Genomic DNA, 12,574 nt, shown 5'->3' with positions numbered 1-12,574 from the left:
GCGCCTTGGCGGCAAGCGCGATCATGCCGGGCGGCGGCGTCAGCCCGCCGACATCGAGTGCAGCGCAGAGTTCGATGCGGTCGGCGCCGCCGGCGATGGCGGCCGCCAGACCTTCGGGACTATCGACGCAGACTTCGAGCAGGATGGACAGGATCAGTCTCCTTGATGACCGGCACTCTCGTAACAGCAGGCGCCCCTGAAAGGTACTCTAGTGACCTTGAACGGCACTCTGATGGCCAAGCACGGCCGCGCCGACCAGCCCGCCATCCTCCTGCCGGAGCGCCGGTGTCACCAGCGGATGATCGAAGCGGTTGAGGATACGCTTGCGCACCGCCCGGTCCAGCGCATCGATGAGCGGCGTGACCGAGGCAAGCCCACCCCCGACCGGCACGATCGAGGCGCCGGTGACATTGACCGACAGCGCCAGCGGATCGGCGATCAGTTCGAGATAAACGGCAACGGTCCTAGCTGCCCTCGCCTCGTCCGCCTGCCAGTCTTCGAGGATCCGATAACTCGTCTCCTCGCAGCCATGCAGGAAATGATGCAGCCGCTCGATGCCGCGCGCCCCGCCGATCGTGTCGACGCAGCCGGACTGGCCGCAGCCGCAGGAAAAACGCGGAATATGCAGCGTCTCGCCATCGAGTTCGACACTGGTGTTGAGGATCGGGCCATGGCCCCATTCACCGGTGACGCCGCCAGCACCACGCACCAGCCGTCCGTCGATCGCAAGCCCTCCACCGATGCCGGTCCCCATGATGGCGCAGAAAACCACCGAATGACCACGTCCAACACCCTCGTTAGCTTCGGCAAGCGTCAGGCAGTCAGCGTCATTGGCTGCCAGCACCGGTCGTCCGAGGATGGCAGACAGTTCGTCGCCGATCCGCCGCCCGGTGATACAGGGAATATTGGCCGAGGTCGCAACTCCGGTCCGAGGATCGATGAGACCGGCGACCGACAGCGCCAGCGGCGAACCGGGATCGCCCGATTGCGCATTACGCTCGATGAGCCCCGAGAGAGAGACTGCAAGATCGTCCCAATTCGCGGCCGGCGTCGCCACCTTGTCGAGCGGCACCAGCGCACCCGGCGCCGGCGAGACCGCGAATTTCATGAACGACCCGCCGATATCGACGCAGAAGACCGGCTTTGCCGGCCCGATCCGGCCTGTCGTGCGGGGTGTACCGGCAATGCTCATTTGCGCGGATCCAGCAGGTCGCGCAGGCCATCGCCGAGAATGTTGAAGCCGAGCACGGTGATCATGATCGCCAGCCCCGGAAACAGCGACATCCAGATGTTGAGGCCGAGATAGTTGCGGCCGTCGCTCATCATCGCGCCCCACTCGGGAAGCGGCGGCTGGGCGCCGAGGCCGAGGAACGACAGGCTTGCGGCCGACAGGATGACCGTGCCGGCGGTCAGCGTCGACTGCACGATGATCGGCCCGATCGCATTGCGCAGGATATAATGGCTCATGATGCGGCGGCGCGAGATGCCGAGCGAGATGGCGGCTTCGACATAGTCCATGCCCTTCAGGCCGAGCGTCAGGTTTCGGCTGAGGCGGGCGTAGACCGGCACGGAGAAAATGGCAATGGCGATCAGAAGGTTGATCAGGCTGCTGCCGAGCACGCTGACGATCAGGATGGCGAGCACGATGCCCGGAAAGGCAAACAGGATGTCCATCGTCCACATGATCGCCTGGTCGACATAACGGCCGCTCATGCCCGACAGGATACCGAGCGGCACGCCGACCAGCACGGCAAGGCCAACCGCCAGGACCACTTCAAGCAGTGAGATGCGCGCCCCGAAAATGACGCGGGCAAAAATGTCGCGGCCATTGTCGTCGGTGCCGAACGGATGCGCCAGCGACGGCGACTCCATGGTCGCCAGCAGGTCCTGCATATAAGGGTCGGCCGGCGCGATCAGCGGCGCGAAGATCGCGGCAGCCACGATGACGCCGATCAGCAGGCCGCCGAGCGTGATGCTGCGATGCGCCGCCATCCAGCGGAGCCCACGGAGAAGAGCCGGCCGGCCCCGTACGGTATCGGTATCGATAGACGCCATCAGTCGAACCTTATCTTCGGGTTGAGGACGGCGATCAGCAGTTCGGCGAGGAAGTTCATTATCACCACGCCGGTGACCGCCACCAGCGTCACGCCCTGGATGACCGGATAATCGCGGTAGCGCACCGCATCGACCAGAAACCGTCCGATGCCAGGCCAGTTGAAGACGGATTCAGTGACCACCGCACCGCCCATCAGGCTGCCGAAATTCAGGCCGACAATGGTGATGATCGGCAGCAGCGCGTTGCGCAGCGCATGGCTCCAGTAGATCTTGCTGGGCGCCACGCCCTTGGCATAAGCCGTGCGGATATAATCCTGGCTCATCACCTCGATCATGCTGGAGCGCGTCATGCGGGCGATGACGGCCGTCGGCAGTACCGCAAGCGTGATCGACGGCAGGATGAAGCTTTTCCACGAGCTGGCGCCGAGCAGCGGCAGCCAGCCGAGCTGCACGGAAAACGTATTCATCGCCATCAGCGCCAGCCAGAAATTTGCGATCGAGGCCCCGGCGATCGCGAGAATCATCACGAACTGGTCGGGCCAGCCGTGCCGGTAGATCGCCGCGATCATCCCGGCCGGCACGCCGATGCCGATGGCGATCAGATAGGCGGTGATCGCCAGCCCGATCGTAAACGGCAGGCGCTCGCCGATTTCGGCGACGACCGGCAGTTTGGACTTGATCGAGGTGCCGAGATCGCCCCTCACCGCCCCATAGGCAAATGAGGCATATTGCGCCGGCAGGCTGCGGTCGAGGCCGAGCCGAACGGTCATGTTGTCGACGGCCTCCTGGGTCGCCTCGGGTCCGGCCATCAGCCGCGCCGGATCGCCCGGCAGCGCGCGGATGGCCACGAAGACCAGCAGCGAAACGCCGACCAGGATCAACGGCAGAGCCAGCAATTTCTTGAGGATATAGGCTTTCATGCGCCTGTCCTGGAGCCCGTTTTCCCGGCCCCATGTTTCATAAAAGGAAACGGCGGACGGAATTCTCCATCCGCCGTACTGTTGATATTACTTCTTGGCGTCCTTGACGACGATCAGCCCGCCCGGAATGACCCAGGCACCCTTGACGCCGGCGCGCGTCGCAAACAGGTCCTGCTTGGTATAGAGCAGAACGTGCGGAGCCTGGTCGTTCACTTGCCTCTGGGCGTCGACATAGATCGCGTTGCGGGCCTTTTCGTCGAGCGTCGAGGCGGCCTTGTCGATCAATTCATCGAGCTTGGTATCGGAGAAGAAGCCGAGGTTCGCACCAGCCGGCGACGCGCTCTTCGTGTAGTAGAGCGGGCGGAACTGCAGGTCGGCGCCGTTGACGCCGGAAGACCAGGAGGCAATCGACGAGCCGATATTGTCCTTCTCCTTGCCGGCCGGATCCTGGAAAGCCGCCTTCGACCAGACGCCGCCTTCCATCTTGCGCACGTCCAGCTTGACGCCGGCCTTGGCCCACATCGCCTGCAGCAGTTCGCCGATGCGCGATTCCTGCTCCTGCACGATGGTCGACATGGCAAAACCGTCCGGATAACCGGCCTCCTTCAGGAGCTGCTTGGCCTTCTCGATATTGTAGGGATAGGGATTGAGCGTCTTATCGTAACCGGGGGTGACCGGGGCGAGCGGCGAGTTGGCCGGCGTCGCATAACCGTTCATGAACGCCTTGACGAGGCCTTCCCGGTCGGTTGCATAGTTCAGCGCCTGGCGGACGCGGACGTCGTCGAGCGGCTTCAACTTGGTGTTGAGCGAGACCCAGAACACGGCCGACCCGTCGGTCGTCGAGAGCTTCATCTCGGGGTTTGCCTTGACCTGTGCAGCAAAGGCGGCCGGGAACGGATTGATGACGTCGGCATCGCCGGTCTGCAGGGCCATGTTCATGACCGAAGGCTCGCCGGTCCAGGTCCACTTGATCTGGTCCTCGCCCTTCGGCGCGCCGCCCCACCATTCGGAATTCTTGGCCTGCAGCACGTATTCGCCGGATTTGTATTCCTGCAGCTTGTAGGGACCGGTGCCGACGGCCTTGGAGCCGATCGTGCCGGCCGCGTCGGCGGTCGGGCTGACCATCAGGCAGGGGCCGGTCGTGAGTAGCGCTAGGAAAGCCGGATACTGTGTCTTCAGCTTGAACTGGACGGTCATCGGATCGACGGCGGTAACGCCTTCGAGGAAGGTGCGCAACCGGCCGCTGGCGGCAAGCCCGCGCTTGGTATCGAGGTGGCGGGTGAAATTCTTGACCACGGCGTCGGCATCGAAGGCCGTGCCGTCATGGAACTTGACGCCCGGACGCAGCTTGAAGGTCCAGACCAGACCGGAAGCATCTGCCGACCACTCGGTGGCAAGCGCGGGCTTCAGCGACAGATCAGGATCGCGCTTGACGAGGCCCTCGTACATCGGGTCGAGCAGGGCTGCGGTATAGGTCGCGGTCTGGTCGCCCGGATCCATGGAGCGTGGGGCTTCGGTCTGCATCACGTTGAGCGTTGCGGCACTCGCCGCAACCGGAAACACGAGGCTGCCGGCAACCGCGCAGGCAAGCGCAAAATGACGGCTTTTCAGGAACATGGTCATGATTGTTCACCCTTGGTTTTGTTGACATGAGGGCGGTCATTGCCGCCTTAGATCATTTTTATAATTTATTGGCGTTGATTTGTTCATTTTCTGAACTTAGTGTCAACCCACCTTCACAAACAGAAAACAGCTGCCTTGAACGCTTTGCTCACCTCTTCCCAGCGCCAGCTTGTGCGCGTCATCAGCGAGTCCGGTCCGCTCAGCCGGACCGAGATGGCGAACCTGCTGGGCCTGAGCAAAGCGGCAATGAGCGGCATTGCCCGCGACCTGATCGACCTCGGGGTGCTGCACGAGACCGAGACGGTCTACGGTCAGGGGCGACCTTCGGTGCGGCTCGACCTGCATCCGGAATGCGCCTTCTTCGTCGGCATCTCGCTGCTCGAAGATCCGGCGCCGATGATCCTCAGCGACCTCAACGGCAAGATCATTGCCCGCCAGTCGATGCCGCTGTCACGCGATCCGCATGTGATTGCGCAGGCGATCACCGAGGGCCTGCCGAGCCTTCTCGAAGCCCATCCGGACGCCCGGGAAAAGCTTTCCGGCATCGGCGTCGCCCTGTCCGGCTTCGTCGACGAATCCCAGGCCAATTGCGTGCAGTCCACCCTGCTCGGCTGGCAGGACGTGCCGCTGGCAAAGATCATCCGCGAGCGTTGCGGCATCGAGACCTTCATCGAGAACGACGCGAAGGCGGTCGCCGTCAGCGAAAAACTGTTCGGCAGCGCCCGCGAAATCCAGAGTTTCAGCGTCGTCTCGCTTGGCGACGGCATTGGCTGTGCCCATTTCATCGACGGCAAGCTTTATCGCGGCAATCACGGCGGCGCCGGCGAAATCGCCCATTGCACCATCGAGCCTGGCGGCGCGCCCTGCCGCTGCGGCAAGCGTGGCTGCCTCGACACCGTTTCCTCGATGAAGGCGATCAAGGAAATGTCGCGCGCCGAAGGGCTCGAATGCACCTCGCTGTCGGATATCGAATACGAGGCATCGACAGGCAATGCCGCCGCGATCCGCATCCTGCACCGCGCCGGCTCGGCGCTCGGGCTTTCGATCGCCAACCTCATCCAGATCAACGACCCCGGCCTGATCCTGATCACCCATGTCGAAGGCTCGTTCGACGGCCTGTTCGGCACGGTGGTCAACCAGGCCATCGAAACCAACGTGCTGCCGCGTTACGCCGGCCAGACGCCGATCCGCATCAAGCGCGTCGATGGCGATGTCTGGGCCCGCGGTGCCGCCAGCATCGCAGCCCATAATTTCCTGATCGGCCCAAACTCCAACTGAGGTTTTTCCATGCGTATTGCTGTCGGCGGCATCCATATCGAATGCAGCACCTACAATCCGGTTCTCAACGAGGAAAAGGATTTTCGCATCGTGCGCGGCGATGACCTGACGGCAGCGCCCTATTTCGCCTTCCTCAAGGACTACGGCGCCGAATTTCTGCCGACCATCCATTGCCGCGCCATTGCCGGCGGCCCGGTTTCCCGCTCCACCTATGAACGCTTCAAGGCCGAATTCCTCGACCGGCTGAAACCGATGCTGCCGCTCGACGGCCTCTATCTGGCCATGCACGGGGCCATGTATGTTCAGGGCATGGAGGATGCCGAGGGTGACTGGATCACCGCCGCCCGCGACCTGGTCGGCCCGGATTGCACGATCTCGGCCAGCTACGACCTACACGGCAACGTCAGCCAGCGGATCATCGATGCGCTCGACATGTATTCCACCTACCGCACCGCGCCGCATATCGACGTCGAGGAGACCATGCGCCGCTCGGTGAAAATGCTGGTCGAGAGCCTCAAGACCGGCGTCAAGCCGGTGCTGCTCTGGGCGCCGATCCCGGTCGTGCTGCCGGGCGAACGCACCTCGACGGTCGATGAGCCCGCAAAAAGCCTCTACGAGATGATGCCGGAAATCGACGCCATCGATGGTGTCTGGGATGCCTCGCTGATGGTCGGTTACGTCTGGGCCGACGAGCCGCGCGGCACCGCCGCCGCGATCATGACCGGCACCGACCGCGCCGTGCTGGAGCGGGAAGCCAAGCGCGTTGCCAAGGCCTATTGGGATGCGCGCGAAAAATTCGTGTTCGGCTGCGAGACCGGCTCGATAGAGGAATGCGTCGACAGGGCGATCGCCTCGAAGACCGCTCCGGTGGTGCTCGCCGAATCCGGCGACAACCCGACCGGCGGGGGCGTCGGCGACCGTGCCGAGGTGCTCGCCGACCTGATCAAGAAGAAGGCGACCGGCGTCGTTTTTGCCGGCATCGCCGACAAGGCGGCCGCTGAAGCCTGCTATGCAGCCGGCGTCGGCGCCGAACTCGATCTTTCGATCGGCGCCTCGCTCGACACGATCGGCAGCCAGCCGGTCAAGGCGAAGGTCAAGGTCCAGTTCCTGCACGACACGGCAGACCTTGCCGATCGCCAGGCGGTCGTCGCCATCGACGGCATCGAACTGGTCCTCTCGGCCAAGCGCCGTCCCTACCACTATATCGCCGACTTCACCCGCCTTGGCCTCGACCCGAACAGCGCCAAGATCATCGTCGTGAAGTCCGGCTATCTCTCCCCAGAATTGGCCCCGATCGCCAACCCGAACCTGATGGCCCTGTCACCGGGCGTCGTCGACCAGTTCGTCGAGCGCCTGGAACGCCACCGCAAGCCGAGGCCGACCTATCCCTTCGACAAGGATTTTGCCTACGAACCGCAGGTGTTTGTCTCGGCGCGTTCGGCGGCGCGGTGATTTTAGAAGGTCTGCCTGACCGGCAGCCTGCGGAGCTCTCGGTCGGTCGAGCAGCCACCACACATTCCTCATCCCTGTGCTTGTCACAGGGATCCAGTGCACCCAAGTCCTTGGGTGTGAAAGACTCTTCTCACGGCGCAGACGCGCCATGGCTGGATTCCTGTGACAAGCACAGGAATGAGGAATTGGAGGCTGGCCACGTCACCAAGGTGACGCCGAAAACGCCTCAGCCTTACTCATAGGCCAGACGACGCACTCGCGTGCCAGACGAACAGTCGTTCAAAACGGGGACGTTTTCAGCGCCTTCGAAATATTCCTGCACCGGTTTTCAAAAACTTACCCGCTTTCGCTTTCCCGCTTGTCCCCGTCTCCAGACGACGCCGCATAATCCCCCCGTCATCGGATGGGAAACCGGGTTCGCGAACCGGCCGCATCATCCGGCTCGCAAGGTCCGGTTTCCGGTGATGGTCGAGGAAGCGGTTCAAGGGGCCTGACAATCCCCGGAAACGCAAAACGGCCGGGGCAGGCGGAAAGCCTGAATACCCAATACCCCGAAATACCCCGCCTGCCCCATTCCCGCCCAAACGGAACCGCCGGATTTTCATCCGTGCGGCCAAAAGTGCTTGAAAAAAGGAGGCTGCGGTGTTGACCGCCCGCCTACTCCCCAGCCGTCGCAAACACCGCGCTGGCGTCACTGACGATCGCCACATGCGAATAGGCCGCCTGCCCTGCCGCGACCGCATCAGCGCGGATGATGGCGGTGACGATCTGGTCGTGTTCCTCGTAGGATTTCGCAAGACGCCCCGGCAGGCGGAACTGCGCCCGACGGAAAGGGGCAAGCCGCGCCCGCGTCTGGGTCACCATTTCGAAGACGTGGTCGTTATGGGCGCCGCGATAAAGCCTTGTGTGGAATTCGGTATTGTGCGCGGCGTATTCCTCTTCCGCGCCTGAATGCACCAGCCGCATCGAGCCGCGGTGGTCGAGCTCCAGCGCCCGCCGCTCGTCCACCGTCATCCGCTCGGCCGAGAGCCGCGCGCAAATACCTTCGAGCTCGGCCATCGCCTCGAACATCGAGTGAAGATGGGTCTCGGTGACGTTGGTGACGACGGCGCTGCGGTTCGGCTCGCGGCCGACAAGCCCCATGGCGCCGAGTTCGCGCAGGGCCTCGCGCACCGGGGTGCGGGAAACCTCGAAACGTGAGGCGAGCGAGATCTCGTCGAGCTTCTCGCCCGGCAGGAGGGCGCCCGTGACGATCATGTCGGCAATCGCCCGCACCATCTGTTCGACGGTGGTTCCGGTACGGATGACTTCTCTGCGCCTGGCCTGCTTCACGGGACGATTCTGTTTAACCTCACAATTTGCATACAGATGCCGTTCCGGACTCCATAAGTCAAATAACGCCGCCAACGTCACGGTAACTTTCAGCTTTCCGATGTCGGAAAGGCACCACCGGCGATTGCCGTATTGCTCCTCCGGAGGATTGCTGAGCAAATAATAACTATTGATTATTTCTTAAGCGAAAACGCGATGAATCTGTATGCACTTTTCATTGCAGAGTTTTCGCGTTGTAAAATTTATATTCATTAACAATGCCTTGAGTTCTGGCACGCACATTGCATGCACTTTACTGTACCCGTTCGAAACCGGCCCAGAGCCGCAAGGAGCATGCCGATGACCAAACTCCTTCCCATGAACCGCCGCAATTTCCTCCAGGCTTCCGCCGCCGGCCTGGCCGCCGGCACCGTGCCCGGCCTGTTCGGCTCGCAGGCCATGGCGCAGACCGCGCTCACCGTCGGCTTCATCTATGTCGGCCCCAAGGACGACTATGGTTACAACCAGGCGCATGCCGAGGGTGCGGCCGTCATCAAGAAGATGCCGGGGATCACGCTGGTCGAAGAGGAAAACGTCCCGGAAACCGTCGACGTCCAGAAGACCATGGAGTCGATGATCAACCTCGACGGCGCCACCCTGCTCTTCCCGACCTCGTTTGGTTATTTCGACCCCCATATGCTGGCGATGGCCGCGAAATACCCGAAGGTGCAGTTCCGCCATTGCGGCGGCCTGTGGACCGAGGGCAAGAACCCGATGAATACCGGCTCCTATTTCGGCTATATCGGCCAGGGCCAGTATCTGAACGGCATTGCCGCGGCCTACGCGACCAAGAGCAAGAAGATCGGCTTCGTTGCCGCCAAGCCCATTCCGCAGGTGGTCCAGAACATCAATTCCTTCCTGCTCGGCGCCCGCTCGGTCGATCCGACGATCACCTGCCAGGTGATCTTCACCGGCGAATGGTCGCTCGCCGTCAAGGAGGCCGAAGCCACCAACGCGCTGGTCGACCAGGGCGCCGACGTCATCACCTGCCACGTGGACAGCCCGAAAGTCGTCGTCGAGACCGCCGCACGCCGCGGCGCCTTCGTCTGCGGCTACCATGCCGACCAGAGCGCGCTCGCCAAGGACAAATACCTGACCGGCGCCGAATGGGCCTGGGGCAATGTCTATACCAACTTCATCAAAGCAGCCCAGAGCGGCGGCAAACTCGGCAATTTCGTCCGCGGCGGCCTGAAGGATGGCTTCGTCAAGATGAGCCCGCTCGGACCGGCTGTCTCGGCCGAAGGCCGCAAGAAGTTCGAGGCGACGCTTGCCGAGATCATGTCCGGCAAGTTCTCGGTCTTCAAGGGTCCGATCAAGGACAACAAGGGCAATGTCGTCGTCACCGCCGGCACCGCCTTTGCCGAGGATGCGATCGAACTCGAAAGCATGGGTTACCTGGTCGAGGGCGTCGTCGGGTCCACGTCCTGATCTCGAGGTGAAGGAGAAGCGCCATGACGGTCGAAGCGAACGATCCGGGACTATCGATAGCAACGGGGAGCGGAGCTTCGCTGCGCCCCCTCCTCGAATGGCTGGCGCGACGGGCTGAGCCCGTGGCGATCGGGCTGGTGGCGATCCTGATCGGCCTGGCGCTTTTCTCCCTCTTCATCCTGGCGATCGGCAAGTCGCCGGTCACCCTTTTCCAGCTCATGTACACGGGCGGTTTCGGAAGCTGGTTCTCGATCCAGAACAGTCTTTCCCGCGCAGCACCGCTGCTGCTGACCGCACTCTGCGTCGCGCTGCCGGCAAGGCTCGGCCTCGTCATCATCGGGGCTGAAGGTGCCGTCGTGCTCGGCGGCGTCGCGGCGGCGGCCAGCGCCATGCCCTTCGTCGGCGTGGTGCCGCCGATCGTGCTCTTCGTTTTCATGGGTGTCGCCGCCATGGTGGTTGGCGGCATCTGGATCGGCTTTGCCGGCCTCCTCCGCCACTATCGCGGCGTCAACGAAACGATCTCCTCGCTGCTTCTGGCCTATATCGCCATCGCCCTGATGAACCAGTTCGTCGAAGGGCTGCTGCGCGATCCGGCGAGCCTCAACAAGCCGTCCACCAAACCTCTGCCGAAGGACTACATGCTCGGCCAGATCCCCGGCATGGATGTCCACTGGGGCCTCGTCATCGGCGTCGTCGCCTGCATCCTCTCCTGGGTTCTGATCGAGATCACCAGCTACGGTTTTGCGGCCCGCATCGCCGGCGGCAATGTCCGCGCGGCGCAGATACAAGGCCTGCCGGTCGGCAAGCTGATCGTCGGCTTCACCGCGATTGCCGGCGGTTTCGCAGGCTTGGCGGGCATGATCGAAGTCGCTGCGGTCCAGGGCAGCGCCAACGCCTCGCTGGCCGCCGGCTACGGATATACCGGCATCCTCGTCGCCTTCCTGGCGCGGCACAATCCGCTGGCGATCATTCCGGTTGCCATCCTGCTCGGCGGCATCTCCGCCTCGGGCGGCCTGATCCAGCGGCGCATGGGCCTGCCCGATGCGACGGTGCTCGTGCTGCAGGGTACGCTCTTCATCGTCATCCTCTTCTGCGAGACCTTTTACGGCCGCTTCAAGATCTTCAATCCCGACCTCTGGAAAAGGAGCCTCTGATGGAAGACACAGGTATCGGCCTCTGGGGCGTGCCGCTGGCAATCTTCGCAGGCGCCATCCGCGTCTCCACGCCCTTCATCTTCGTCTCGCTCGGGGAGACGATCACCGAACGCTCCGGCCGCATCAATCTCGGGCTTGAAGGCACGCTCGTTTTCGGTGCCATGACAGCCTATGCGGTGGCGGTGATGACCGGTTCGCCGACCTTGGGCGTGCTGGCGGCGATGGCGACCGGCGCGCTGTTCGGCACGATCCACGGCTGGATCTGCAAATGGCCCAAGGTCAACGACATCGCCATCGGCATTGCGATGATGCAGTTCGGCCTGGGCCTCGCCTTCTTCCTCGGCAAATCCTTCATCCAGCCGGTGGCGCCGAAACTGCCCTCCATCCCGCTCGGAACCTGGTCGGCCGTGCCGCAAGTGCAGGCGGCGCTCAACATCAACGTGCTGTTCTTCATCGGGGCGGCGCTGGCCTTGTTCCTGTTCTGGGCGTTCAAGAACACCCGTATCGGGCTCATCCTGCGCGTCGTCGGCGACAGCACCGATGCGGCCCGCGCCATGGGCATCAGCCCGGACCGCGTCCGGCTTCTCGCAACCGCGGCCGGTGGATCGCTGGCCGCGATCGGCGGCGCCTATCTGTCGCTCTATTATCCCGGCTCCTGGAACGAAGGCATTTCCTCCGGGCAAGGGTTGATGGCCGTAGCGCTGGTGATCTTCGCCCGCTGGAACCCGATCGGCTGCTTCCTTGCCGCGCTCCTCTTCGGCGGCGCCGGCGCGCTTGGGCCTGCCCTGCAATCGGTCGGCGTCACGCAAGGCTATTACCTGTTCTACGCGGCACCCTACGTGCTCACCCTGATCATCTTGATTGCCACCTCTTCGCCCACCCGCTCGCTTGCAGGCGCGCCGGGCGCGCTGTCGCTGACGAAATAGGCCGCAAACCGAATTGGAGAGACCCGATGAACAGCCTTTCCCCCGCCGCGCTGGCTGGCCAGACACTCAGCTATATCGACGCCGATCCCTATTCCTGGCCCTATAACGGCGATCTCAGACCCGAAAATACCGCCCTCATCATCATCGACATGCAGACCGATTTCTGCGGCAAGGGCGGTTATGTCGACCACATGGGTTACGACTTAGCCCTGGTGCAGGCGCCGATCGAACCGATCAAGCGTGTCCTCGCCGCCATGCGCGCAAAAGGCTACCACATCATCCACACCCGCGAAGGCCACAGGCCCGACCTCGCCGACCTGCCCGCCAACAAGCGCTGGCGCTCGCAACGCATCGGCGCCGGCATCGG

The 12,574-nt window shown here is 63.2% G+C and carries 12 protein-coding genes; 6 read left to right on the top strand and 6 right to left on the bottom strand.

Annotated features, from left to right (window positions below; genetic code table 11):
• The 5 genes from MOV63_RS30240 to MOV63_RS30220 all read right to left on the bottom strand — a co-directional run.
• Positions 1 to 151: copper homeostasis protein CutC (locus MOV63_RS30240; protein WP_309493854.1), on the bottom strand; the 151-nt coding region annotated here is incomplete at its 3' end.
• Positions 152 to 208: 57 nt separating this feature from the next.
• Positions 209 to 1,192, bottom strand: a complete 984-nt coding sequence (locus MOV63_RS30235) for an ROK family protein (RefSeq protein WP_247039346.1) — start codon at positions 1,190 to 1,192, stop codon at positions 209 to 211.
• Positions 1,189 to 2,055 (bottom strand): ABC transporter permease, encoded by an 867-nt coding sequence (locus MOV63_RS30230; protein WP_247039345.1) that lies wholly within the window; start codon positions 2,053 to 2,055, stop codon positions 1,189 to 1,191. Before MOV63_RS30230 ends, MOV63_RS30235 begins: the two co-directional genes overlap by 4 nt.
• Positions 2,055 to 2,975, bottom strand: coding sequence for an ABC transporter permease (locus tag MOV63_RS30225; protein ID WP_247039344.1), 921 nt, complete (start codon positions 2,973 to 2,975; stop codon positions 2,055 to 2,057). The genes MOV63_RS30230 and MOV63_RS30225 overlap by 1 nt, the downstream gene beginning before the upstream one ends.
• Positions 2,976 to 3,062: 87 nt before the next feature.
• On the bottom strand, positions 3,063 to 4,598 hold the full coding sequence (locus tag MOV63_RS30220; protein ID WP_247039343.1) for an ABC transporter substrate-binding protein: 1,536 nt from the start codon (positions 4,596 to 4,598) through the stop codon (positions 3,063 to 3,065).
• A 135-nt stretch (positions 4,599 to 4,733) separates the two neighbouring features.
• On the opposite strand from MOV63_RS30220, the gene MOV63_RS30215 reads away from it, so the two are divergent.
• Both MOV63_RS30215 and MOV63_RS30210 read left to right on the top strand, forming a co-directional pair.
• Positions 4,734 to 5,876: an ROK family transcriptional regulator gene (locus MOV63_RS30215; RefSeq protein WP_247039342.1), complete on the top strand. Its 1,143-nt coding sequence runs from the start codon at positions 4,734 to 4,736 to the stop codon at positions 5,874 to 5,876.
• A gap of 9 nt (positions 5,877 to 5,885) precedes the next feature.
• Complete coding sequence (locus MOV63_RS30210) at positions 5,886 to 7,328, top strand: M81 family metallopeptidase (RefSeq protein ID WP_247039341.1); 1,443 nt, start codon at positions 5,886 to 5,888, stop codon at positions 7,326 to 7,328.
• Between the two features lie 657 nt (positions 7,329 to 7,985).
• Here the strand turns inward: MOV63_RS30210 and MOV63_RS30205 are convergent.
• Positions 7,986 to 8,660: a GntR family transcriptional regulator gene (locus MOV63_RS30205; RefSeq protein WP_247039339.1), complete on the bottom strand. Its 675-nt coding sequence runs from the start codon at positions 8,658 to 8,660 to the stop codon at positions 7,986 to 7,988.
• A gap of 339 nt (positions 8,661 to 8,999) precedes the next feature.
• Here MOV63_RS30205 and MOV63_RS30200 point away from each other — a divergent pair, with 339 nt between their 5' ends.
• The 4 genes from MOV63_RS30200 to MOV63_RS30185 all read left to right on the top strand — a co-directional run.
• Entirely contained in the window at positions 9,000 to 10,127 is a 1,128-nt protein-coding gene (locus MOV63_RS30200; protein ID WP_247039337.1) for a BMP family ABC transporter substrate-binding protein, read from the top strand.
• A gap of 23 nt (positions 10,128 to 10,150) precedes the next feature.
• Entirely contained in the window at positions 10,151 to 11,281 is a 1,131-nt protein-coding gene (locus MOV63_RS30195) for an ABC transporter permease (protein WP_247039336.1), read from the top strand.
• Entirely contained in the window at positions 11,281 to 12,207 is a 927-nt protein-coding gene (locus tag MOV63_RS30190; RefSeq protein WP_247039335.1) for an ABC transporter permease, read from the top strand. Before MOV63_RS30195 ends, MOV63_RS30190 begins: the two co-directional genes overlap by 1 nt.
• A 26-nt stretch (positions 12,208 to 12,233) precedes the next feature.
• On the top strand, positions 12,234 to 12,574 hold a 341-nt coding region (locus tag MOV63_RS30185), incomplete at its 3' end, for a cysteine hydrolase family protein (RefSeq protein WP_247039334.1).

The sequence above is a fragment of the Neorhizobium sp. SHOUNA12A genome, from assembly GCF_023006505.1.
Taxonomy (GTDB): Bacteria; Pseudomonadota; Alphaproteobacteria; order Rhizobiales; family Rhizobiaceae; genus Neorhizobium.
The sequence above is the reverse complement of the archived record's forward strand: the minus strand, read 5'-3'. Positions and strand labels throughout refer to the sequence as shown.